Origin of the sequence: Natronorubrum bangense (assembly GCF_004799645.1) — an archaeon.
Lineage (GTDB): Archaea > Halobacteriota > Halobacteria > Halobacteriales > Natrialbaceae > Natronorubrum > Natronorubrum bangense.
Map to the genome: position 1 here is coordinate 1,197,250 of NZ_CP031305.1, position 21,391 is coordinate 1,218,640.

General features: G+C 60.5%; 26 protein-coding genes, 1 tRNA gene and 1 pseudogene. 19 read left to right on the plus strand and 9 right to left on the minus strand.

Features of this window, described 5'->3' with window-relative positions:
- The first annotated feature begins 123 nt into the window (after positions 1–123).
- From DV706_RS05950 to DV706_RS05955, 3 genes are all read left to right on the plus strand, one after another.
- On the plus strand, positions 124–237 hold the full coding sequence (locus DV706_RS05950) for a transcriptional regulator (protein ID WP_240756828.1): 114 nt from the start codon (positions 124–126) through the stop codon (positions 235–237).
- Positions 238–368: 131 nt separating this feature from the next.
- Positions 369–539, plus strand: coding sequence for a hypothetical protein (locus DV706_RS21410; RefSeq protein WP_161569791.1), 171 nt, complete (start codon positions 369–371; stop codon positions 537–539).
- Between the two features lie 357 nt (positions 540–896).
- Positions 897–1,349, plus strand: a complete 453-nt coding sequence (locus DV706_RS05955) for a universal stress protein (protein WP_006066023.1) — start codon at positions 897–899, stop codon at positions 1,347–1,349.
- Between the two features lie 76 nt (positions 1,350–1,425).
- Here DV706_RS05955 and DV706_RS05960 read toward each other — a convergent pair whose 3' ends face one another.
- The 4 genes from DV706_RS05960 to DV706_RS21415 all read right to left on the minus strand — a co-directional run bounded on the left by DV706_RS05960 (position 1,426) and on the right by DV706_RS21415 (position 5,009).
- On the minus strand, positions 1,426–3,213 hold the full coding sequence (locus tag DV706_RS05960; protein WP_006066022.1) for a BCCT family transporter: 1,788 nt from the start codon (positions 3,211–3,213) through the stop codon (positions 1,426–1,428).
- A 712-nt stretch (positions 3,214–3,925) separates the two neighbouring features.
- Positions 3,926–4,000, minus strand: a tRNA-Arg gene (locus DV706_RS05965).
- Between the two features lie 46 nt (positions 4,001–4,046).
- Entirely contained in the window at positions 4,047–4,424 is a 378-nt protein-coding gene (locus tag DV706_RS05970) for a YccF domain-containing protein (protein WP_049889776.1), read from the minus strand.
- A 213-nt stretch (positions 4,425–4,637) separates the two neighbouring features.
- Positions 4,638–5,009: a hypothetical protein gene (locus DV706_RS21415; protein ID WP_006066020.1), complete on the minus strand. Its 372-nt coding sequence runs from the start codon at positions 5,007–5,009 to the stop codon at positions 4,638–4,640.
- Positions 5,010–5,372: 363 nt separating this feature from the next.
- Between DV706_RS21415 and DV706_RS05980 the strand changes: the two genes are divergently transcribed.
- The 5 genes from DV706_RS05980 to DV706_RS06000 all read left to right on the plus strand — a co-directional run bounded on the left by DV706_RS05980 (position 5,373) and on the right by DV706_RS06000 (position 9,707).
- On the plus strand, positions 5,373–5,996 hold the full coding sequence (locus tag DV706_RS05980) for an AAA family ATPase (protein WP_006066019.1): 624 nt from the start codon (positions 5,373–5,375) through the stop codon (positions 5,994–5,996).
- Positions 5,993–6,406, plus strand: a complete 414-nt coding sequence (locus DV706_RS05985) for an RNA-binding domain-containing protein (RefSeq protein ID WP_006066018.1) — start codon at positions 5,993–5,995, stop codon at positions 6,404–6,406. Before DV706_RS05980 ends, DV706_RS05985 begins: the two co-directional genes overlap by 4 nt.
- Positions 6,407–6,512: 106 nt before the next feature.
- Positions 6,513–8,045: a carboxypeptidase M32 gene (locus DV706_RS05990; protein ID WP_006066017.1), complete on the plus strand. Its 1,533-nt coding sequence runs from the start codon at positions 6,513–6,515 to the stop codon at positions 8,043–8,045.
- Positions 8,046–8,259: 214 nt separating this feature from the next.
- Entirely contained in the window at positions 8,260–9,003 is a 744-nt protein-coding gene (locus DV706_RS05995; protein WP_006066016.1) for an SDR family oxidoreductase, read from the plus strand.
- Positions 9,004–9,182: 179 nt separating this feature from the next.
- The gene (locus DV706_RS06000) at positions 9,183–9,707 is read left to right on the plus strand and encodes a hypothetical protein (RefSeq protein ID WP_006066015.1); all 525 of its coding nucleotides are present in this window, start codon (positions 9,183–9,185) and stop codon (positions 9,705–9,707) included.
- A gap of 179 nt (positions 9,708–9,886) precedes the next feature.
- On the opposite strand, the gene DV706_RS06005 is transcribed toward DV706_RS06000, so the two are convergent.
- Positions 9,887–10,156, minus strand: a complete 270-nt coding sequence (locus tag DV706_RS06005) for a thioredoxin family protein (RefSeq protein WP_006066014.1) — start codon at positions 10,154–10,156, stop codon at positions 9,887–9,889.
- 256 nt (positions 10,157–10,412) lie between these two features.
- Here DV706_RS06005 and DV706_RS06010 point away from each other — a divergent pair, with 256 nt between their 5' ends.
- Positions 10,413–11,654 (plus strand): FAD/NAD(P)-binding protein, encoded by a 1,242-nt coding sequence (locus tag DV706_RS06010; protein WP_006066013.1) that lies wholly within the window; start codon positions 10,413–10,415, stop codon positions 11,652–11,654.
- A 34-nt stretch (positions 11,655–11,688) separates the two neighbouring features.
- Here DV706_RS06010 and DV706_RS06015 read toward each other — a convergent pair whose 3' ends face one another.
- The gene (locus DV706_RS06015; protein WP_006066012.1) at positions 11,689–12,957 is read right to left on the minus strand and encodes an FAD/NAD(P)-binding protein; all 1,269 of its coding nucleotides are present in this window, start codon (positions 12,955–12,957) and stop codon (positions 11,689–11,691) included.
- A 261-nt stretch (positions 12,958–13,218) separates the two neighbouring features.
- Here DV706_RS06015 and DV706_RS21675 point away from each other — a divergent pair, with 261 nt between their 5' ends.
- From DV706_RS21675 to DV706_RS06045, 7 genes are all read left to right on the plus strand, one after another.
- Positions 13,219–13,371 carry a C2H2-type zinc finger protein gene (locus tag DV706_RS21675; protein ID WP_006066011.1) on the plus strand — a complete coding sequence of 51 codons (153 nt, stop codon included), beginning with the start codon at positions 13,219–13,221 and terminating at the stop codon, positions 13,369–13,371.
- A 392-nt stretch (positions 13,372–13,763) separates the two neighbouring features.
- Positions 13,764–13,931, plus strand: coding sequence for a 30S ribosomal protein S14 (locus tag DV706_RS06020; protein WP_006066010.1), 168 nt, complete (start codon positions 13,764–13,766; stop codon positions 13,929–13,931).
- A gap of 121 nt (positions 13,932–14,052) precedes the next feature.
- Positions 14,053–14,214: a preprotein translocase subunit Sec61beta gene (locus DV706_RS06025; protein WP_006066009.1), complete on the plus strand. Its 162-nt coding sequence runs from the start codon at positions 14,053–14,055 to the stop codon at positions 14,212–14,214.
- Between the two features lie 124 nt (positions 14,215–14,338).
- Positions 14,339–14,962 (plus strand): pyridoxal 5'-phosphate synthase glutaminase subunit PdxT, encoded by a 624-nt coding sequence (pdxT, locus tag DV706_RS06030; RefSeq protein WP_006066008.1) that lies wholly within the window; start codon positions 14,339–14,341, stop codon positions 14,960–14,962.
- An 84-nt stretch (positions 14,963–15,046) separates the two neighbouring features.
- Positions 15,047–15,514, plus strand: a complete 468-nt coding sequence (locus tag DV706_RS06035; protein WP_006066007.1) for a bifunctional nuclease family protein — start codon at positions 15,047–15,049, stop codon at positions 15,512–15,514.
- Positions 15,515–15,799: a phosphoribosyl-ATP diphosphatase gene (gene hisE, locus DV706_RS06040; protein ID WP_006066006.1), complete on the plus strand. Its 285-nt coding sequence runs from the start codon at positions 15,515–15,517 to the stop codon at positions 15,797–15,799. It begins immediately after the preceding gene.
- Between the two features lie 106 nt (positions 15,800–15,905).
- On the plus strand, positions 15,906–16,253 hold the full coding sequence (locus DV706_RS06045; protein WP_006066005.1) for a four-helix bundle copper-binding protein: 348 nt from the start codon (positions 15,906–15,908) through the stop codon (positions 16,251–16,253).
- A gap of 65 nt (positions 16,254–16,318) precedes the next feature.
- Here DV706_RS06045 and DV706_RS06050 read toward each other — a convergent pair whose 3' ends face one another.
- Positions 16,319–16,726, minus strand: coding sequence for a DUF5518 domain-containing protein (locus tag DV706_RS06050; protein ID WP_006066004.1), 408 nt, complete (start codon positions 16,724–16,726; stop codon positions 16,319–16,321).
- An 81-nt stretch (positions 16,727–16,807) separates the two neighbouring features.
- Here DV706_RS06050 and DV706_RS06055 point away from each other — a divergent pair, with 81 nt between their 5' ends.
- Both DV706_RS06055 and DV706_RS06060 read left to right on the plus strand, forming a co-directional pair.
- Positions 16,808–17,803, plus strand: coding sequence for an NOG1 family protein (locus tag DV706_RS06055; RefSeq protein WP_006066003.1), 996 nt, complete (start codon positions 16,808–16,810; stop codon positions 17,801–17,803).
- A 52-nt stretch (positions 17,804–17,855) separates the two neighbouring features.
- The gene (locus DV706_RS06060) at positions 17,856–18,164 is read left to right on the plus strand and encodes a hypothetical protein (RefSeq protein ID WP_006066002.1); all 309 of its coding nucleotides are present in this window, start codon (positions 17,856–17,858) and stop codon (positions 18,162–18,164) included.
- Between the two features lie 87 nt (positions 18,165–18,251).
- Here the strand turns inward: DV706_RS06060 and DV706_RS06065 are convergent.
- Positions 18,252–19,543 (minus strand): annotated as a pseudogene (locus DV706_RS06065) (TIGR00341 family protein).
- Positions 19,544–19,668: 125 nt separating this feature from the next.
- Between DV706_RS06065 and engB the strand changes: the two are divergent.
- Positions 19,669–20,286 carry a GTP-binding protein EngB gene (gene engB / locus DV706_RS06070; RefSeq protein WP_006066000.1) on the plus strand — a complete coding sequence of 206 codons (618 nt, stop codon included), beginning with the start codon at positions 19,669–19,671 and terminating at the stop codon, positions 20,284–20,286.
- 14 nt (positions 20,287–20,300) lie between these two features.
- Here engB and ddh read toward each other — a convergent pair whose 3' ends face one another.
- Positions 20,301–21,230, minus strand: coding sequence for a D-2-hydroxyacid dehydrogenase (ddh, locus tag DV706_RS06075; RefSeq protein ID WP_006065999.1), 930 nt, complete (start codon positions 21,228–21,230; stop codon positions 20,301–20,303).
- Between the last annotated feature and the right edge of the window lie 161 nt (positions 21,231–21,391).

Genomic DNA, 21,391 nt, shown 5'->3' on the forward strand with positions numbered 1-21,391 from the left:
GCCGACGGTGCTAAGGCTATAGTAGCTACTGAATGTCACTGCATATCTGATCGTACGATAGCTGTACGATCAGTGTGTAACTAGTTGCAGTTGTTACTGTACGACGAGCCACGCGAGACGTCCATGGTGGAACTGGCATCGCTGCTCGATCTCTCGCCGACAGCAGTCGGCGGCCAACTCAGACGTGGCTCCGCTCGACTCATCGAGGACGTTCTTCTCGACGACGACCGGGAGTGACTCGACAGGACTGGGTTGTGTGAGCGATCGCAAACGTCCTTAGTCATGAGATACCATGATAGTACTGACAGTTCTTATGCCATACGTCCCCATGCCGGAATTCTTATGTTATTAAGGGTCAACCACACGATATGAGCTCGGACCGATCGAAGACCGACGATCCACATATCCCGAATTTCTACCTACCAGCGACAGCCCCGACAGCGAAACAGCTCGGTCGAATTGGGAAGACCCTCGCCTCGCTCTTTCGCCGCCGGGGCGGGATTCGAGCCGATCGGCGATCCAACCGAACGGATCGATAACTGCCTTGGCCGACCGGCGGTACCGATGGACAACAGTCCGCCTCAGACACTGTTTTCGGCACATTGATCGGCAGCCCAAACGACGTTGTGAGCCACCATCGCGAGCGTCACCGGCCCGACAGCCGGGAACTTGCGTGATCGCGCTGGCCGTCGCCTGCGGGCTGGCGATCGTGGCGCTCTGGGCGTTTGCGACGAGGCGACACATGCTCGTGGGGACGAGTGTTCTGTTCGTGAGCTTCAGTCTGTATTTCAGAGAAACACGAACGTAGTCACGGATCGTCAGCAAAATTGGGAATAACTGTAAAATATAATAAATTACTTGCAGTTGACGGTCGAATACTCGTTCTGAGACCGAAGATGTACGAGACAATTCTCATTCCGACTGACGGGAGCACGCCGGCGCGGAAGGCTGTCGACCACGGTATCGGACTCGCTAACGCGTTCGATGCGACCGTCCACGCCCTCTACGTGATCGAGACCAAAGCCCACTACGTTTTCACAGCTGCGGGACACGATCCCGGGGAGATGGACGAGTACCGCACCTACGGCGAGGAACTCGTCGAGCGCGTCGTCGACAAGGCCGTTGAGAACGGACTCGACGGCGAGGGTGCAGTCAGGACCGGTAGCGTCGCACAGGAAATCGTCAGCTACGCAGACGACAAAGACATCGACGGCATCGTCATGGGTGCACAGGGACGGAGCGGGATCGACGACTATCTCGTCGGGAGCACAACCGAAAAAGTCGTTCGGACGGCGAACATGCCGGTGACGACGATACGTCACCGTAAAAACGAGCCGATCGTGCGGTAATCGAACACAGCGATCCGTTCCGTCGAACCGACACCCGAAAACCGGTTCGACGCATCAGTGCAGGCGTGGGACGTCACTAGTCGTCTTCGGCGGTCCCACCTCGTCCACTCCCGGTATCTCGAATGTTCGTTACCACGCCAGAACCGGATTTTTTTACGACGACGCCTTGTTCGTCCTCGATCTTCTCGATCCACTCGGCGAACTCATCGGACTCGAGCGTCCGATACTCCTTCGAGAGCCCTAGATAGAGGCTATAACACAGGAAAACGAGGACAAGCGCGAACGGGAGCCCGGCCGTGATCACCGCCGTCTGTAACGCACCGAGACCGCCACCGATCAGGAGCACGGATGCGACGATCCCCTCGGCGAGTGCCCAGGCGATCCGCTGGTTTCGGGGGGCGTCGTGTTTCCCGCCTGAGGACAGGTGCCCAAGGACCAGCGAGCCGGAGTCAGACGACGTCACGAAGAACGTCGTTACCAGGATGATCGCCAGTGTGGAGAGTAGAATTGTAAACGGTAGCAGGGTAAACAGTTCGAACATAGCGACTTCCTCACCGACGTCGAAGACCGTTCCCATAATGCCCTGCTCGGTGAACAGTTCGAAATGCAGTGCCGTGCCGCCGAAGACTGACATCCAGAAAAAGGAGAAGATTGCTGGGATGATCAAGACGCCGCCGATGAACTCACGGACCGTTCGACCACGGGAAATGCGGGCGATAAACAGCCCGACAAACGGCGACCACGCGATCCACCAGCCCCAGTAGAAGATAGTCCAGTCGTTCATCCAGCCCGCGTATGGAGCGTTATCGAAGCTATCAGACCACAGTGCCAACTCAGGAAAGTTCGACAGATATGTTCCCAGTGCCTGGGGGAACAGTCCGAGGACGAACACTGTCGGCCCGACGATCAGAACCGTAACCATGATTGTGAGCATCAGGCCGACGTTGATAGTACTGAGTCGGCGAATGCCTTTGTCCAGTCCGGCACCAACCGACACGAGTGCGATCGCCGTAATAACCGCGATGATACCGACTTGCATCCCCGTCCCCGTAGGGACTGCTGTCCCGACGACCTCGTTGCCCATAAACGAGAGCCCAGCCGAGATCTGGAGCGCGCCGAGCCCGAGTGATGTCGCGATCCCGAACAACGTCGCGAAGACAGTCAGGATGTCGATAACGTGGCCCGGCCAGCCGTAGATCCGATCGCCCAGAACCGGCCAGAACACCGATCGAAAGGTGAGCGGGAGCCCACGGTTGAACGAGAAAAAGGCGAGGCCGAGCCCGACCAGTCCGTAGATCGCCCACGGGTGAAAGCCCCAGTGGAAGTAGGTGGTGGCCATGCCGACTTCGGCTCCAGCGGCCGTCTCGCCTTCAGCGCCGAGCAACGGATCGGCGAAGTGAAACAGCGGTTCGCCGACGCTCCAGAACATGAGTCCGATCCCCATCCCTGCGCTAAACAGCATGGCGACCCACGAGAGATCGCTGAATTCCTTTTCTGCGCCGACGCCGCCGAGTCTAATCTTTCCGAACCTGCTGAGCGCAAAGAACAGTACCACGAGAATAAACAGGTTTACTGCGAGAATGTACAGCCAGCTAAAGTGTCCGACGATACCGCCCTGTATCCAGCCAAAGGCCCCCTCTGGAGAGGCGAACGTCTCGCCGAAGGCGTTTGCCATCAGCTCACCCGGATAGAACAACGTCAGCAGGATGAACGCGATGATGACACCGATCGAGATGAAAAAGACGTGAGGCTGGACGTCCAGTCCAGCCACCTGTATGTTCGTATCGCCCGGTTCCACGTCAGTATCCGCCTCGAACCAGTCATCCGTCAACCGATCGTCCCATGGCTTGCTGTCATCTACCATATCTACCACCTCCGTTGACCCGTTCGGTGAATCGTCGTCTGACCATGGTCAGAGGTGTACGAACGGCCAGCCGTTCAACGCCGTCAGACCTGCGTATATGTGTCCAACATACCACACGGGACGGACCCCACGGAGTGGCTTTGTTGTTTCCCCGGAACAAGAAATCGAATTAGTTCATAATGGCCATAATTAAATACTCTTCCGCCGGACTATTCGTATTATCAGTATTAAAACATTTACTGGAAGAGGAATCAGCCGATCCCGATCGCTATCCGGTAGCCCGTACCCCGCGGATCGACCCACAGTGGGGACACACTGTCTTGTCACCGCGGATGTCGCCGCCACAGCGGCAACAGTGGCGCTCGCGACCGAGTTTTCACTCGGACTGGGATAGCACACACGCGTCCGAACGTACCAGAACAACACGGGCACAACAACCACCACAGGGCGGGGAGGATGTCAAAGCGCAGTAACGCGTCGTATCAATTGGAATCGCCAGACAGAGTCGACTGCCGTAATGCAGGATAGCGATATCACCACGGTTCGAGGGTAAAATTCAGACAGAACCCCAAGCAGTCTGGCATATCTGACCGTGATTTGTGGTAGCGGGCACGATGGGATTTGAACCACGCCCGAGAACCTGCGCTTCGCGCAGAACCTCGGCCTAATTCAACTCCCCGGTGCCGTTACTGCTCACGTTGTTCGCAGATAACGGGCACGATGGGATTTGAACCCACGACCGTCGGATTAGAAGTCCGACGCTCTTTCCGGACTGAGCTACGTGCCCTCGAGTACGAATCAACGGCGGATTGGCATAAACAGTGTGGATTCATTCAGCCGTGAAAGCGGTACAGCGACGTGACGAACGGCAGTCGGTTGATCATCCAGATGGCAATCGGAAGGCCGATGATCGTCACCGCAAGCAAGGCTGCGAGGTTGGCCCAGAAGAAACTCAGCCACCAGCCGATGACGACGAAATACAGCGCCCGAACCACCAGCGAGTGCTGGCCCCGAGCCAGCTCGGGGTTCGTGAACGTCCGTGGTTCGGCCAGCGTCAACACTGTTGGGACGAGGTTGATCAGCTTGATCCCGATTGGGGCGAGGACGACCGTGACGGTCAGCAGCCACGCGAAATTGATGACGATCGGCGTCGCCCACCAGCCAATGGCCAGAAACCAGAGCGCACGCACGAGCAGCGATCGTTGAGTCACAGCGAACTGTACGACAGAACGGAAGATAACCACAGCGATTAACTCCACGCATGGGACTGTTCACCGGTTCCAACAGTCGGCGTGCTCTCGAGTCGTGGCTGAAACGGGTTCCACGTCACAGAGTCGTCTCGCGATCGGGTTGCAGTGCCGTGTGGCGGCTGGTATAGCTGCGTCGCTTGAAAAAGAGAGTCCCCTGGGTGTTACTCGCCGGGCTTAGTCGTCTTCGTCGTCCAACTCGTCTTCGTCGTCTACGTCATCGTCTTCATCGTCGAACTCATCGTCTTCGAACTCGTCGTCGTCATCCTCATCGCCAAACGCGTCGTCATCATCCTCGTCTTCAAACTCGTCATCGTCGTCTTCATCGCCGAACTCGTCGTCGTCATCCTCGTCTTCGAACTCGTCATCGTCGCCCTCATCGCCCAGCTCATCGTCTCCGTTATCGTCAACTCCGAGGTCGTCTCCGTCGTCGTCGATCTCCTCATCGGTACCGTATTCATCGTCGTCCATACAGCCGGCCACTGCCGCGATCATGCCAACACCGACGACTTTGGTGAATCGGCGCCGGTTGAGTCGTGATTCTGTCATAGCGTGCATTTATTCCAGCGAGCGACTGCAAGATAATACGGAGAGTCCGTTTTGATTATCAGTCCCGCTTCAGACGGATTATCGATAATTCAGTCGTGACGAACAGACCGTTGCAGCCGTGACTGCTGTTGATCGTTGTGCAACCAACCGTCGCCCCAGACAACACCGTATTGACAGTCCAGTTCCGTTTACTACGACAGTTGCTCGAGTCCCTATCTGACAGTTGTCCCGTATCACACGGGGGTACACCCGTCCTAACGTTGTTTCGAGAGCTGCAATTGGGCTGGCAGGGAGCCAGCACTGATGCGATCACCGCGGCGACGAACACAGCGTTTATGCACGTCTCGCCGGTATGATCGCTCGATGCACGTCATCGGAACAGTGGGACTCCCCGGCAGCGGGAAAAGCGAGGCTGCCACCGTCGCACGCGAGAACGGAATCCCGGTGGTGACGATGGGCGACGTCGTCCGCCAGGAGACGGCCGATCGTGGCCTGGATCCGACGAAAGACCATGGAAGCGTCGCGCAGGCGCTTCGCGACGAGAACGGGCCAACGGCGATCGCCGAGCGCTCACTGCCGATGATCGAGGATCGTCTCGAGCGCCACGAGATCGTGGTGGTCGATGGGATCCGCTCGGACGCCGAAGTCGACATCTTCGAAGACCGCTTCGGGGAGACGTTTACACTCGTCAGTATCGAAGCGCCGTTCGAGCTGCGAGCCGAACGTATTGATGCTCGCGGCCGGGACGCAACCGAAGCAGACGGCGGCGAAGGACTGGCTGCCCGCGACGAGCGCGAGCGCAGCTTTGGAATGGACGACGCGATGGAGCGTGCCGACGTGGTCATCGAGAACACCGACACACTCGAGACATTTCACGAGCGAGTCGAAACAGTCGTCCAAGAAAAAGCTGGAGCGGCCGTCGCCGACGGCTTCGAATCGGAACCAACACCTGAGTCCGGATCGAACACGGAACGAAATCAGCCATGACCGACATCTACAGCGTCGACGTCGAAATCACGGCTCCAGTCTACGACACGGAGGTCACCAGCCGAGTTGCCGACGCCGTGTCGAACATCTTTCCCAACGCCGAACTCGAGGAAGAGTTTGGCGAAATCAGGGCAGACGCCCACACGATGGACCATTTCTCCGAGTTGCTCCATCGTCAAGAAATTCTCGACACGGCCCGTGGCGAGTTCTTTTCGAACCAAGAGGGAGATGGGTTCTCGTTTGCACTTAAAAAACAGGCTGCCTTCGAAGATCGTGTGAACTTCTCAGTCGGCGAGCCGGACGAACTCGGCGAAATCAGCGTTCGAGTGCGCGTCACTGAGCCAACTGTCGAAGAGTACATCGACCACATCGCGCCGCCGACGGAAGACGGCCGGCCGATCGACGGCTGATCAAGCCCGCTCACCGACGCTGTCGAAAATCGGCGAAACGCAGGCGGTCGAATATGAGGGTGCCGGAACCACGACGTTGATACTTCGTCTACGCTAGATTACGCCTATGGCGACCGATCAGTCCCAAAGCGACGGGACGTCAGCGGAGACGTACAGCGAGTTCGAAACACGCGTTCGACGGATCTCGAACGTATCGAACGCGGCTGGGATCCTCAAGTGGGACCAGGAAGTCGTGATGCCCGACGAGGGGACACCAGCCCGGGCCCAGCAGCTCTCGACGCTCTCTTCGATCGGTCACGAACTGCTGACAGCCGACGAAACCGGCGAGCAACTCGAGGAACTCGAGTCGATGGATCTCTCCGACGAACGGGCTGCCGTCGTCCGAGAGGTCAGCCGGCGGTACGACCGCGAGACCAGCGTTCCACAGGAACTCGTCGAAGAGATCTCCGAGACGACTGCGAACGCCCATCCGAAATGGAAGCAGGCCAAGGCAGAAGACGACTTCGAGGCGTTTGCTCCGACTCTCGAGAAACTGGTCGAACTCAAACGGGAGTATGCCAACCACATCGACCCCGACGCCGACCCCTACGAGGTGCTGTTTTCGGACTACGAGCCGTACATCGACCTCGAGACCGCAGAGGGAGTGCTCGAGCGCCTGCGCGACGAACTGGTTCCACTGATCGAGGCAATCGACGACAGTGACGCGGAACTGACCACGGACGCCTTCGCGGGGGAGTTCGATGACGACGATCAGGAAGCGCTTGCACGTGACGTCCTCGAGTCGCTCGGCTACGACTGGGCTCGCGGCCGACTCGACACCGCACCACATCCGTTCTCCTCCGGCACGCAGTTCGACGCCCGCGTGACGACCCGGTTTGAAGAAGACGACCTACTCGGCTCGATCACCTCGACGATCCACGAGTTCGGCCACGCAAACTACACGCTCGGGCTGCCCGACGAGGGGTATGGCACCCCGCTGGGCGAGGCTCGAGACCTCTCGGTTCACGAATCACAGTCGCGGCTCTGGGAGAACCACGTCGGCCGCTCGCGGCCGTTCTGGGAAGAATTTCTCCCCATTGCGCGAGAACGGTTCCCCTCCCTCAAGGACGTCTCTCCCGAGGCGGCCTACGAGTCCGCAAATCAGGTCTACGACGACAACCTGATTCGCGTCGAGGCGGACGAACTTACTTACCACCTCCACATCGTGATCCGTTTCGAGATCGAACGAGACCTGATTTCGGGCGACCTCGCGGTCGAGGACGTCCCCGAGGTCTGGAACGACAAGTACGAAGCGTACCTTGGCGTGCGTCCCGAAACCGACGCGGAGGGCTGTCTGCAGGACATCCACTGGTCCCACGGCTCCTTTGGTTACTTCCCGACCTACTCGCTCGGATCGGTGCTTGCCACCCAGCTGTACGCGGCCGCCGAGGAGGGACTCGGCGACCTCGACGACGACATCCGCGAGGGCAACTTCGACGATCTGAACGGCTGGCTCCGTGCAAACGTCCACCAGCACGGCAAGCAGTACACGACACAAGACCTGATCGAACGGGCGACCGGTGAGGCGCTCACCGCCGACTACTTCCTCGAGTACGTCACGTCGAAATACGGTGAACTGTACGACCTCGAGGCGTACTGAGACAGTCTGCTGTCCCGGTCTCCCGATGGCCTCCCAGAGGGGGTCGTGGATGCCCCGGCACTAACGGACAGCGGTCCGTATAAAAGAGAACACCGAGCAACACCATCGCTCCAGATCAGCACATCACTGTCCCCGGAGCGCACGATTCGAAGACAAAGACGCAGTCGGGTTCCGAAAACCCGGTCTTTTAGGGCACCGTAGCCGTCGCTCAGGTATGACAGCAAACGCACTCGAGAGGAAGACGGCGATCGTCACGGGCGCAAGCACGGGTATCGGAGCGGCGACCTGCCGGGCGCTCGCAGCCGAGGGCGCGACCGTCGTCCTCGCGGCTCGCAGCGAAGACAAACTGGAAGCCCTTGCCGAGAGTCTCGAGGAAACCCACGACGTCAAGACGCTGGTCGTCCCGACAGACGTCCGTAATGAGGATGACGTTGACGCGCTCATTGAGGACACTGTCGGCGCGTTCGGCGGGTTCGACGTGCTGGTAAACAACGCAGGGCTGTCGCGAGGCAGCGATGTCGAATCGATGGCGACCGACGACTACGAGACGATCCAAGAGACCAACGTCGACGGCGTCTTTTATGCGACGCGGGCAGCGATCCCTCACGTTCGCGAACGCGGCGGCCACCTGATCTTTGTCGGGAGCTTTGCGGGCCAGTACCCCCGGTCGTTCAATCCCGTCTACGCTGCGTCGAAGTGGTGGGTCCGCGGGTTCGCCAAGAGCGTCGCGGCCCAGGTCGGCGACGACGACGTCGGTGTCTCGATCATCAACCCCGCCGAAGTTCGATCGGAGTTCGAGGCGACCGATGGGAAAACCTTCGAGGAACACTTCGCAGAAGGAGAAGCCAGCGAACCCGAAGAGGTCGCCGAGGCCATCGTCTTCGCCGCCACCCGCGAGGGCTCGAGCGTCAGCGAGATTGACATCAACCGTCGGGACAAGTTTGCCGACGGCTTCTGATACGGACCGCTGTCTGTCTGTGCCAGCGCAACCGCGAGCCGTCGTCGGTCGCATACGGGATGCGGTCCCGAATCCCGGCGCGACCGACGACGGCTGGTCACCGGCTCTGGATCTCTGTATAAAACGAGGGTGGAACTGCCGGGTGTATACTCACCAGTGGTGGGCGTCATCTCTCGAGTATGCGTCTCTCCATTCCAGGCATCCCCGGCGTCTACTACGACACCGATTCGGGAACGACAGCCATCAGCGTCGCACTGACGGCTGCGGGCCGTAAGGCACCGAAACCGAACGGATACGCCATCCAGCTCCTGCCGTATCTCTGGTCGTTCGACGTGGATCTCCGCGAGGTGCCGACCGATCACCCGATCCAGTATCTCCATCCCGAGGGTGCACAGAGTCTCGGCGAACGCTCGCCCGAACGCGGCATCCGACAGGCCGGCACCGAACTCGAGGCCGTCTTTCGATTCGTCTGGGAGGTCAACCGAGAGCTCGAGTCGGCGACGAACCAGCTAATCGGCCGCGCTCCGGAGCGTGACGGAGTCGTTATCGAAATTCAAGACGGGAGCGTCGGCGTCGACGGGCAGGAACTCGAGACCGACGAGTTCGATCTCGACGACGAGTCCGCGACCGAAACGTTTGGTGCCAGCGAGGAGCCAGCAGCCGACGAGTTCGACACTGACGACATCGATCCAGATGAGCCGTAACTGCGGTCACTGATACGGTTTGTTGTCCCGGTGTCCCTGCGTAACCGCGACCCGTCAGCGGTCGCGCCGACACTGACTGACAGCAGTCCGTATGAGGGGGTGTCGGTTTTGAGAGGGCCGTTGCTCACCAGCGTTGGGACAGCATAAAAACGACACCGACTCGAACGTTTGCTCGTCGCTTACGCGCCAGCCGACTCGAGGGCGTCCTCGATGTCCTCACGCTGGGTGACACCAACGAACCGCTCGACGATGCCGTCGTCGTTCTCGATAACGAGCGTCGGCAGCGAGCGAACCTGGTACTCGTTGGCGATATCCTGTTGTTCGTCGACGTTTACTTTCTCGACTTCGAATCGGCCCTCCCAGTCATCCTCGAGCTCCTCGAGGATCGGATCCTGGGTCTTGCAGGGGCCACACCAGTCAGCGTAGAAGTCCTTAAGTGTGACAGTCATACGGTCCAGTGATAGTTCCCACGCAGCGCGCATAAGGGTTTCCCACTGCGGGCCAGCCAGCGGCGACACAGAGCAGACAGCGAACTGCTGAGCGGCCGCAATAATTGCGAAGCTGAGCTGTGCGTTCGTCTCGAGAGATGGCGCGTGGAGACGGGCCATCGCAGCAGGGCAGTCACGTCGTGCTGACGGCCGAAGGAGCTGTGACGACGTTCGGTGTTGTTAAAACTGTGGGGTTGAATAACAACAGTTGTGAGAAATGACGACTGAGGCTGCGACCGTCACGATCGTCGGTGGCGGCGTCCACGGCGTCCACCTCGCAACGAGACTGCTCGACACGGGGATCGTCGAGCACAGCGAGTTGCGAGTCGTCGATCCAAACGGGCTACTCGGTGGGTTTCGCCAGAAATGCCGCCAGTGTGGCATGCGCGAGCTTCGGTCGCCGTTCGTTCATCACGTCAGTAGCGACCCGTTTTGTTTGCGGGACTTCGCGCGAGCGCGAGGTCGCGAAGACGAACTGATCGCAAGCGACATCGGCGCAGAGCGACCGACTGTGTCGTTGTTCTTCGATCACGCCGACTGGGTCTGTGACCAGTACGGGCTCGAGTCCGTCCACGTAGATGCGGCGGCAACGACTCTCGTAGACAACGGCAAGTCCGTAGACGTCGTGACCACGGCTGGCCAGTTCACAACGGAGTGGTGTCTCCTCGCCATCGGGAACGGAACGGCCTACAGCTACCCGAAGTGGGCACGCGAGCTATCGGCGACAGCCCCAGTGACACACGTCTGGGAACCGGGGTTCGACCTCGAGTCGACCGGAGAGACGGCCGCAGTCGGCATCGTTGGTGGCGGCATTACGGCGGGTCAGCTCGCGACGGCGCTCGCCCAGCCCGGACGGACGGTGACGCTGTTTGCTCGCAGCCCGTTTCGTGTCGAATCGCTCGAGGCAAGCACCGACTGGATGCATTTTTCCGATGTCGTCGACGACCTCCACGACCTCCCGTCAGCATCGCGTGCCCGGGCACGGACCGTTGCCGACGCACGGTACGACGGAACGATCCCACCGCACGTCTTTCGCCGGCTTCGCCGAGCGCTCGATCGAGAATCGCTCACACTCGAGCAAACGGAGATCACTGTCGCGACCGAAGCCGGCGGCACCGTGGTCGTCACGTGTCGAGATGGCACGGCGAAATGTCTCGACACGATTATCTGTGCGACCGGATTCGACTCGCCGTACGAGGGATCGCTGTTTCAACGGCTTCGGAGTGAGTCGTCGCTCCAGACGGGGTATCGCGGCGCGCCGGTGCTCGACGACGAGTCGTTGCAGTGGGTGCGTGAGGACGGCACACGCTCGCGGGTCGTTGTCTCGGGCGTCGCTGCACAGCACGTGCTCGGCCCGTTTGCCCGCAATATCATCGGCGCACGACGGGCTGGAGACCGTATCGTCGAAACACTCGAGGGCGAACTGGCGGCCACCGCGCGTGAGTCGGTCAGGGTGTAAGCCGAGACACCGCAAGCAGCCGTTCCGGAGCGAGTCAGTCGGAGACGCCGTCGCCCTGTACGTGTCGGGGCAGGTGAGGCGTTCGATCACAGACGGTACGATCCTCGATAGCCCGCGTAATTCGGTCGGCAGCACGTCTTGCGCCCGGGATGTTGGGTGCATACGGACCGACGGTTCCAAGCGCGAGGGCACCAGAGACGTACAACGGCGTCGACGTACCGTCGCTGCGTTGCCACGCCAGCGTGTCGTCTTCGAGGATCGGCATCCCCCAATAGCCACGAGCTAACTCGAGTTCGGTGGCAACGCGATCGACGAACGGATGCTCGAACACCGGTTCGAAGCCGGTTGCGAGGACGACACGGTCGGCAGTGATCTCCCTGTCGTGTTCGACGGCGATCCGAACAGTGCCGTTTGTCGACCGAGCAGATGCGATCTCGTCTTGGACGATGGTGAGTGTTCCTGCCTCGAGCCGACTGTCGAGCCGGCGATAGAGAGACGGCGGGATCGTCGCCGCATTCCGAGCCGTCGTAACGGTGTCGAATCGCTCGCTCGAGCCCGGCGGATGGACGTGAAGCTGTCGCTCGATGTGTGGCCAGTTGATCCACGGAGGAGCAGCCTCGGAAACCTCCCACTCGAGTGGGTGACGAGCAAGCAGCGTCACCGACTGCGTCTCGCTCAACGTACACGCGAGCTGACCCGCCGTGATCCCGCCACCGACGACGATCGTACTGTCGACATCGGCGTCCGGATCGACAGCATCCCAGATGTGTTCAACACCATCGAGCGTCGATGCCCAGTCGGGCCACCGGTACCGACCACCGTGTCCGATCGCTAGCACACAGCTCCGTGCCTCGAGCGGGCCTGCAGTCGTCTCGACGCGAACACCGCTCCCATCGGGAGCCGCACGAATCGTTTCGACGGTCGCCTGCAGGTGAAGCGAGTCGAGTTCGGCCGTGTCGATGACGTGTGTAGCGTGGTCGAGGAACAACTCGAGCGTTGGCCGGGGTGGGTAGTCGACTGTCGGCACGAGTTCGTCTTCCCGTCCGGTCCGCTCAGCGAACGCCTCGAGGGCGAACGGCTCCGCGCCGATGTGGTGGACGAACGTCGACCGAAGCACGTCCATTCCACAGGCCCGTGTCTTTTCGCGAAACGATGCGAGCAGCCGTTCGTGTGGGTCGACGATCGAGATCGCCGTTCGATCGAGCGACGTCTCCTCGAGGAGTCGGCGAGCGAGAACCGTACCGTGGATGCCACCGCCAACGATGACGCAGTCGAGTTCGCGGGCTTGTGATGTGGAGCTCATACGAGAGACAGCACTGCCGTTGTCGCTTGCAGTCGCTGCTGAGTAATAAGAATAGTGCTACAAATAGTAACAATCAATACTATACTGCCCTATATTACTAAAGCAGGAGTAAGCCACGTCTCGGGCATCGAAACCGCCATTTAGCACCGACCGTGGACGGGCGACTAACACCTCGAGAACCATATTTATTAAATTGTATGGTCCAAACTAACCGATTTCCTAGTAACCTTTTTTAAGCAACCTCGCCTGCGTTGTTATTGTATGGGATACACCTGCTCCAACTGCGACGAAGAGTTCCAATCAGCCGCTGGTGTCACACAGCACGTCGCACTTCATCACAACACCTGTGCAGAGTGTGACGAGACGTTCGACGAGGTCGACGGCCTCCGTAATCATATCCACGAAAACCACTGATTGCCCCCGATTGCGAGTGAACTGCAGTTTTTCGACGACAGTGCGTGGCGATAGTAACAGCCAAATCCGTTGTTGTACCCATCGCAGGGCTGTTGTGCGATGAGGTGTGTGCTGACGATCAATGGCTTCAACACACACTCGAGCAGACAGCATCGGCTCAGATCGATGCCCGTCTGAGCGACCAACTCGAGGGCGGTGTCCGAAACTAGCGTTCACCGTCGCCAGGCGTTACGGACTAACTCCCTCGAGCCACCGGCAGACAACGAAACTATAGTTAATAATATGGCCCCACTAGTTAGCAAAGTATTTGATTCTCCGGGTCCGTATCCAAAACAGATGCGTCGGCGTGCAGGACCGTGCGGCCGAAACCGTCGATCAAACTGAGTATAAGAATGACCGAAGCTGACGACAGCAACGAGGCGGCGGAAGAGACTGGACAGACTCGCGTTTGCCGAGCGACCGGACGCGAGCAGGGACTGGTCGGCAAGTACGACATCTGGCTCTGTCGCCAGTCGTTCCGTGAGATGGCCCGCGATATGGGGTTCCGAAAATACGACTGAGGCCGGCGCCAAAACCGCGCGATCCACCGGCGAGACATCTCTTCGCCGCGCGGGTCGCGTCTTCCGTTCGCCGAACAGCCAGGGACGAAAGCTTTAGTTTGACCCAGTCGTAGTAACCAGTATGGACAAAGGACAAAATTCCGGTGGGCTGATGTCCAGTGCCGGACTCGTCCGGTACTTCGACGCAGAGGACTCAAACGCGATCCTGATGGATCCAAAAACGGTCATCGCGACCGGCGTCATGGTCGGCGTACTCGTACAGCTCCTGACGTTCGTCTCGTAGACGGCGTTTCCACCGTTTATCGCGATCATCACACCGCCAGCGCCGTCGCCGGGCGTCTCGAGTCCGAGACGGCTGTCGACGGTCTGGCGCGACCTTTTTGACCCCATCTTGCCTACCCGCGAGCATGTCACTGACCGCTGGTGTCGTCGCCGTCCAAGGCGACGTTGAAGAACATGCAGCCGCGATCGAACGGGCCGCCCAGGCACACGGCCGCGAGGTTACCGTCCACGAGATTCGCAACGCGGGGCTCGTCCCAGACTGTGATCTGCTCGCAATGCCCGGCGGCGAGTCGACCACCATCTCTCGACTGCTCCACAGCGAAGGGATCGCCGCCGAAATTCAGGCCCACGTCGAGGCCGGCAAACCACTGTTGGCGACCTGTGCTGGACTGATCGTTGCCTCGAGTGACCCGAACGACGACCGCGTCGACGAACTCAGCCTCCTCGATGTCACTGTCGAACGAAACGCCTTCGGACGGCAGAAAGACAGTTTCGAGGCTCCCCTCGACGTGGCGGGACTCGACGAACCGTATCCGGCGGTGTTCATTCGTGCGCCGGCGATCGACGACGTGAGCGACGGCAACGCAGCGGTGCTCGCTTCGTGGGACGGCCGGCCAGTTGCAGTCCAGCAAGGACCGATCGTCGGCACCGCGTTTCACCCTGAACTCACTCCCGACAGCCGCATCCATGGGCTGGCCTTCTTCGAAAACGACGACGCGACGGTGCCAGCGCTCGAGAACACGTCGTAGCGACGGGAACGCCGGGCGATCCAGACTGGCGCCCATGCATTTGCGACCGGACGTGTTTTCTCCATGGCACGCAATACGCATGGTATGCAGGCTTCTATCGACGCAGTCCGCGTCGCGGGGACTCCACAGGGGCCGGTTCCGGTGGTCGTCCTCAGTGTCGACGGCGAAGACGACGTCGTGCCCATCTTCATCGGGTTTGAGGAGGCGACGAGCATCGCCCGCGGCTTAGCGGCCGAAGACATCGGCCGGCCGATGACACACGATCTGTTGCTCGATGTCATGGAGGAACTGGGAAGCCGAATCGACCACATCGTCGTCAGCGAGATCGAAGAACGCGACGACGGACAGGGTGGGACCTACATCGCGGATCTCCACGTCCAGACGCCCCGCGGCGAGACGGTTATCGATGCCCGCCCGAGCGATTCGCTCGCGCTTGCGGCCCGGACGAACGCTCCGATCGAAGTCACCGAAGCCGTCTTCGAAGGCGGACGAGACGACACCGAAAAGTTCGAGCAACTCGAAGATATCCGTAACGTGTCGGGTGAAATGTAAATGGAGGAGACGCTCGAGGAACTGTTCGCCGTCATCGAAGATCGAAAAGAAACGCTACCCGAAGGGTCCTACACCGCTTCGCTGTTCACGCATGAAAAAGGCGAGAACGCAGTGTTGGAGAAACTCGGCGAGGAAACGACCGAACTCGTGCTCGCAGCCAAAGACGACGACCACGACGAAATCGCCTACGAGGCCGCTGATATCGTCTACCATCTGCTCGTGCTCCTCTCGATGAAAGAGATGGATCTCGAGGAACTCGAGGCAGAACTCGAGTCTCGGCGCTGAAAACAGCGGGCTGTCGTCGAAAAGCACGTGTTGGCGGTGCTCGCGCTGTGTTGCCTTGCAGGCGCTCGTCACAGCTTGATGATCGTTCCGCCCATCACTGGGTTTGATGGCGCTCCAACAACTCGAGCACGCGGATGACCACATGCAGGAGTGTATCGACAACTGTCTGGAAGCCGCACAGGTCTGTGAGTGGTGTGCCGACGCCTGTGTCGACGAAGGCGAAGAGATGGCCCGGTGTATCCGGCTCTGTCGGGACGTCGCGGACATCACGACGTTACATGCTCGCTGGATGGCTCGTGATTCGGGCTTCCACCGAGAGCTGGCGGCAGTCTGTGCGGACCTTTGTGAGGAATGTGCCGAAGAGTGTGCACAGCACGACCACGACCACTGCCAGGCCTGTGCGGAGCTCCTGCCCGACTGCGCCGAGAGCTGTCGCGAGATGGCGTCGGCCTGAACACGGGACCACAGCAGTCGTCCACGCCCGAATTCGAGACCAGCGGTGTCACATCGAACAGTCGACTATCGGTACGGGTCGCGTCCGCTCCGACCGGGACGGTCAGGGTTGAGTACGCCACCGAGCGCGCCGGCGATGGCGCTCTCGAGAGCCATCACAAACGAGATGAAGATAGCGAGAGCGAGGATTCCAAACCCGGCAGCGCCGGAGATGAGGCCGCCGACGGGGCCTAGCGTCCAGCCCGCAAGTCCCACGACGATGGCGACGAGGAGGCCGCCGACGATTCCACCAAGGGCGCCCGCGAGCAGCCCGTGCCAGAAGCCGCGACCGAGGCCGCCGCCAGCGAGGTAGCCGGCGACGAACCCGCCGACCAGGCCCGCTGCAAGCTGGCCCAGTCCCGGCAGAACGAGCCCGAACAGTCCAAGCACCGTCGCTATGAGAAAACCGATGATCACGGCACGCCAGTTCGTCATACAACACGTAGGCACTGGGGGAGAATAAGCCCTCGCCGCATAACGAACGACCTTTTAAGACCGCGTGTCTTACGTCAGGGTATGATTTTCGAAGACCTTCCGACGACGCCCACGTCGGAAGAGCTGATCGACAAGGCGTTTTCGCGGGCAGCGCGGGCCGGCAAGGCCAAAGGCGGCCTCGAGGCCCAGCAGTCGATGCTCCAGACAGCGGCGAACATCATCTCGGACAACTTGGAAAACGTGGTCACGGCATGGCCGGATTTCGAGTACGAAGACGACGTCCATCCGTTCTACTACGAACTTGCGGATGCGATCGTCGACGTCGACAAACTCCGCCAGAGCCTTTCGGAGGTGATGTGGGCCAGCCGGAAAGCCCGCGAGATCCACGAGGAGTACCAGCCAAAGCTCCGCAAAACCGACGTCGATACGGCTCGCAAGCACCGAAAGCAGGCCTTTGCACGGCTTGCAGACATCGTCGAGCAGGTCGACGACGAACTCATCTACATCAACAAATCTCGCAACGATCTGCGAGACCTGCCCGAGATCAACCCTGACGAGCCGACGATCGTCGTCGCTGGCTATCCCAACGTCGGCAAATCGTCGTTCGTCAACGACGTCACCAACGCCCGCGGTGAGACGGCATCGTACCCCTTCACGACCAGAGGAATCGGCCTCGGCCACTTCGAACGCGATCATATCCGGTACCAGATCGTCGACACGCCCGGGCTGCTCGACCGACCCCCAGCAGAGCGCAACGAGATCGAGTCCCAGGCAGTCAGCGCCATCGAGCATCTCGCCGACTGTATGCTCGTCATGATCGACCCGAGCGCCGAGTGTGGCTACCCACTCGCGTCCCAACTCGAACTTCGTGACTCGATCGCTGCCCAGTTCGAAGAGGTACCCGTCCTCACGATCGCGAACAAGGTCGACCGGAAGGACGTCTGGGACGAGTCACTTACAGACGAACTGGACGCCGACTACACGATGAGCGTCGAAACCGGCGAGGACGTCGAGACGGTGCTCGAGGCAGCCGTCGAGGCAGTCGACTACGAGCCGAAACTCCCCTTCGAAGGGTGACAGTGCACGCGACTGACCGAGATCGAGTTCAGCACCCAACACGGAACCGACCATGAAAGGGCCAGGAATCCTCTGGATGCTCCAGACCGCCGCCGGCATGTCGATGGCCGGGCCGATGTTCGTTGTCGGAATCGAGTTTCTTCGGACTGGCCGGCCCATTGGCGGCGTTGCCTTCCTTGCACTCGGCGCTGTCGCGCTGTACTTTCCCACGTATCTGATCAACCGAATCGGCGGGCCACGAACGTGGCTTCGCCGACGGCTCGGCCGCGAGGAGTCGGCACCCAGCAGCGACGCTGAGGCCACGAGTGAGGCCGACGACACCGGCAGACAGGCGACATTTCTCGATCGGTTTCGGCGATAACAGCCGCGTCTAGCCACGTCGAGAGCGTGAGAGACGCTACAAGTCAGTGACAGACACGAGATGAGCGGTCCGAACGCGCTCGACCACTCAGCGCTCGACGAGTCCGACGGTCCTGATCTCGACGCTGACCGTCTCATCCGTATGTTGATTGATCCGTTCGTGTAACTGATCGGCTAGCTCTGGTGGGATCTCTCCCTGTGGCCCCCAATGGTGACGGTCACCTGCTCCGGACTGACGAACGGATAGTTATCGTCCATGATGACCTCGAACTCGAGCAGCTGATACGTTTCGAACTCGCTCTCCGAGAGCGTCATCTCGACCTCACCGCGAGCGTTCTCCTCGAAGTTCGAGACGACGAACGAGGAGTAGGTGATGGCCCCCAGAAAGACCGCGAAAACGAGGACGATCACGGCCAGTCCAAACACCCGTCGTCGAACGCGTTGTTGTGTTTTGTCGAGCGAGAACAGGTTCTCCGGTCGGTAACCGACGTACCACAGTGTCAGGAGGCCGGCGAGGTTCACCGAGAGGACGTTGACCAACACGAGCGCGGTCGACCCGATCGCGGCCGAGGGCTGGCCCCACGCGATCGCGATCCCGGCCGCTGCGGCGGGTGGAATCAACGCCGCCGCGATCATGACGCCGACGAGCGCGACGGAGGTTCCGGTCGCGATGCTGATGATTCCTGCAATGCCGGCACCGAGCGCGATCGCAAGCGACAGGAGATCAGGTGCAAGGCGTTCGGAAATCTCGTCGACGCCGGTGATATCCAGTCCGGGCGGGACGATGTTCATCGTCCTGACCGACCACGCAAAGACGGCCGCTGCCACGATCGCGAGGACGACCCCTACCACCTGATAGCTCACACTGTGTCTGAACAGTTCCTCGTCGTCGATCACCGAGCCGACGCTCGCGCCGAGTGCCGGCCCGATCAGTGGCGCGATCACCATCGAACCGACGACGACAGCCGGGGAGTCGAGCAACAGCCCCGCCGTCGCGACGACGGCACTGATGATCGTCATCACCGAGTAGACGCTAAACGTCGGCGTGAGCGAGTCGGCCTCCGCCTGGAGTTCTTGTCTCGAGATTCGATCCGTCTCGACGTCGCCGTTCTCGTATTCCTCGCGTAACGCCTCGAAGCGCCGAGAGACGACCGTCTCCGCGTCGACGACGACCGTGTAGGCGTCGTCGTCGATCCCCGCGTCCTGAATCTCGTCGAGGACCGGCTCGACTGCAGACGCCGGGAGCGGGAAGTAGACGACCGCAGTGTACTTCCGGTCACTATTCTCGTCAGTCATGACGTAATCGATCCCACGCTCGTCGAGGGTCTCGAGAATCGTCTGGCGCTTACCCGTCGGAATCGTCAGCTGTACGAGCCGCACGTGTGCCGACAAGACCACCCAGGGTCATAACTTGGGACACTTTGGTCGGACAACCGATGGGTTTCGGGGCGCGTGCATCGCGCCGACGCGGTGCGTATAAACCCGTGACGTGCCTACGACGGCGTATGTTCGAAACCCGTCCCGACCGCGAGGCCGAAGTCGCCCTCGTCGGTCGCTCGAACGTCGGCAAATCGACGCTGATGCGCGAGTTGACCGGCCACAGCTTCGACACCGGCGGCAGTCCCGGCGTCACCCGCGAGCCGAATCACTACGACTGGGCACCCGAGGACTTCGTTATCAGCGATCTGCCCGGCTTCGGCTTTATGAGCGGCGTCCACGAAGACCACCGTGAACAGATCAAGACCGATATCGTCCACTATCTCGAGGAGTACGCCGACAACATCCTCGTCGCAGTGCTGGTCGTCGACGGCAAGAGCGTCATCGACATCATCGACCGCCACTCGGGGCCAGACGAGATCCCCTACGACGTCGAGATGTTCCACTTCCTGCGGGAACTCGACGTCCCGACCGTCGTTGCGGTCAACAAGATGGACAAAGTCGATGACGAAGACGAACGCCTCGACGAACTCTGTGATCGACTCGGCCTGCTCCCGCCGTGGAAACAGTGGCAGGAGATTATCGCCCCAATCACGGCCAAACGCGGTCAGATCGATCCGCTGAACGAGGCCGTCCGCGAGCACCTCCACGAACAGAACCGGGACGACCTGTTCAAGTTCTTCTAAACCGAGATCCCGTCTCAGACGACGCGGTTGTGAAACGCCTCGCCAGACTCGAGTCGATCGACGTTTTCACGGACGATCTCACCGACGTCCCGGAAGTAGTCGCGCGTGAAGGCCCCGCAGTGTGGTGTGACGATGACGTCCTCGAGGTCCCACAGCGGCGACTCCTCGGGCAGCGGTTCCTTTTCGAAGACGTCCAGTGCCGCACCCGCGATCGAGTCCGACTCGAGAGCGTCGATCAGCGCCGCTTCGTCGACGACGGCGCCGCGGGCGACGTTGACGAAGTAGGCGTCTTCACGCATGGCGTCGAACGCCGCGGCGTCGAACAGTCCCTCGGTGTCATCGGTCAACGGCACGGTGGCGATGACGAAGTCGGCGTCGCTGATCGCCTCGAGCAGGTGAGTGTTTGCGTACACTTCCTCGAAGCCGGGGACGGCCTCACCCGAGCGCCGAACGCCGGTCATTCGCACACCAAGCGCGCCGAGTGTGTCTGCGACACCACGGCCGAGCGTACCGGTGCCGACGACACAGGCCGTCGTTCCGGGGAGCGTAAACGCTTCGTCCCACTCGGGGCGGTCCCACCGGCGGTCTTGCTGGGCGGCGACGTAGGTGTGCAGCCGTCGAGAGAACGAAAGCAGGTAGCCCGCAACCGTCTCGCCGATCGTTCGGTCGTGGATACCAGTGCTGTTGGTCAACACGACGTCGTTGGCCTCGAGTTCGTCGAACGGAAACCGGTCGACGCCCGCCTGAACGGAGTGAATCCACGAACACTCGAGAAAGTCCTCGTGATACTCGAGGGTGACGACAGCGTCACAGGCATCGATTCCGCCGTCGCTGATCACATCAACAGGAACTGGAAGATCAGCGAAGAAGTCGGCGAGTTCCGACGGCGGAAACACCGCGTCGACCGAGTCGTGAACACCGAGTCGCTCGAGAGCAAATTGCATAGCCGCCAGTACGGACGAGCCGACGTTCAAGCTTTGCACCGACGATGCAGGCGCTGTGCGGTGTCATACGGTTTCCTGTAGTCACGTCTCGTCGATCGCCGACCCGTGCTGGCGATCGGTGGGACATCGGTACGGCAATCCGCATCAGTATCGAAAGGCGG

What these genes read in the sequence shown, in the direction of transcription:
- DV706_RS05960 (WP_006066022.1), bottom strand. Translation starts at nt 3,213, where the DNA reads ATGGTAGATGACAGCAAGCCATGGGACGATCGGTTGACGGATGACTGG.
- DV706_RS06050 (WP_006066004.1), bottom strand. Translation starts at nt 16,726, where the DNA reads ATGACGAACTGGCGTGCCGTGATCATCGGTTTTCTCATAGCGACGGTG.
- DV706_RS05985 (WP_006066018.1), top strand. Translation starts at nt 5,993, where the DNA reads ATGACCGACATCTACAGCGTCGACGTCGAAATCACGGCTCCAGTCTAC.
- DV706_RS06060 (WP_006066002.1), top strand. Translation starts at nt 17,856, where the DNA reads ATGAAAGGGCCAGGAATCCTCTGGATGCTCCAGACCGCCGCCGGCATG.
- DV706_RS05955 (WP_006066023.1), top strand. Translation starts at nt 897, where the DNA reads ATGTACGAGACAATTCTCATTCCGACTGACGGGAGCACGCCGGCGCGG.
- DV706_RS21415 (WP_006066020.1), bottom strand. Translation starts at nt 5,009, where the DNA reads ATGACAGAATCACGACTCAACCGGCGCCGATTCACCAAAGTCGTCGGT.
- DV706_RS06000 (WP_006066015.1), top strand. Translation starts at nt 9,183, where the DNA reads ATGCGTCTCTCCATTCCAGGCATCCCCGGCGTCTACTACGACACCGAT.
- DV706_RS05990 (WP_006066017.1), top strand. Translation starts at nt 6,513, where the DNA reads ATGGCGACCGATCAGTCCCAAAGCGACGGGACGTCAGCGGAGACGTAC.
- DV706_RS06035 (WP_006066007.1), top strand. Translation starts at nt 15,047, where the DNA reads ATGCAGGCTTCTATCGACGCAGTCCGCGTCGCGGGGACTCCACAGGGG.
- DV706_RS06055 (WP_006066003.1), top strand. Translation starts at nt 16,808, where the DNA reads ATGATTTTCGAAGACCTTCCGACGACGCCCACGTCGGAAGAGCTGATC.
- DV706_RS06025 (WP_006066009.1), top strand. Translation starts at nt 14,053, where the DNA reads ATGGACAAAGGACAAAATTCCGGTGGGCTGATGTCCAGTGCCGGACTC.
- DV706_RS05995 (WP_006066016.1), top strand. Translation starts at nt 8,260, where the DNA reads ATGACAGCAAACGCACTCGAGAGGAAGACGGCGATCGTCACGGGCGCA.
- DV706_RS06005 (WP_006066014.1), bottom strand. Translation starts at nt 10,156, where the DNA reads ATGACTGTCACACTTAAGGACTTCTACGCTGACTGGTGTGGCCCCTGC.
- DV706_RS21675 (WP_006066011.1), top strand. Translation starts at nt 13,219, where the DNA reads ATGGGATACACCTGCTCCAACTGCGACGAAGAGTTCCAATCAGCCGCT.
- DV706_RS06020 (WP_006066010.1), top strand. Translation starts at nt 13,764, where the DNA reads ATGACCGAAGCTGACGACAGCAACGAGGCGGCGGAAGAGACTGGACAG.
- DV706_RS05950 (WP_240756828.1), top strand. Translation starts at nt 124, where the DNA reads ATGGTGGAACTGGCATCGCTGCTCGATCTCTCGCCGACAGCAGTCGGC.
- DV706_RS06010 (WP_006066013.1), top strand. Translation starts at nt 10,413, where the DNA reads ATGACGACTGAGGCTGCGACCGTCACGATCGTCGGTGGCGGCGTCCAC.
- DV706_RS05980 (WP_006066019.1), top strand. Translation starts at nt 5,373, where the DNA reads ATGCACGTCATCGGAACAGTGGGACTCCCCGGCAGCGGGAAAAGCGAG.
- ddh (WP_006065999.1), bottom strand. Translation starts at nt 21,230, where the DNA reads ATGCAATTTGCTCTCGAGCGACTCGGTGTTCACGACTCGGTCGACGCG.
- DV706_RS06045 (WP_006066005.1), top strand. Translation starts at nt 15,906, where the DNA reads ATGGCGCTCCAACAACTCGAGCACGCGGATGACCACATGCAGGAGTGT.
- engB (WP_006066000.1), top strand. Translation starts at nt 19,669, where the DNA reads ATGTTCGAAACCCGTCCCGACCGCGAGGCCGAAGTCGCCCTCGTCGGT.
- DV706_RS06015 (WP_006066012.1), bottom strand. Translation starts at nt 12,957, where the DNA reads ATGAGCTCCACATCACAAGCCCGCGAACTCGACTGCGTCATCGTTGGC.
- hisE (WP_006066006.1), top strand. Translation starts at nt 15,515, where the DNA reads ATGGAGGAGACGCTCGAGGAACTGTTCGCCGTCATCGAAGATCGAAAA.
- pdxT (WP_006066008.1), top strand. Translation starts at nt 14,339, where the DNA reads ATGTCACTGACCGCTGGTGTCGTCGCCGTCCAAGGCGACGTTGAAGAA.
- DV706_RS21410 (WP_161569791.1), top strand. Translation starts at nt 369, where the DNA reads ATGAGCTCGGACCGATCGAAGACCGACGATCCACATATCCCGAATTTC.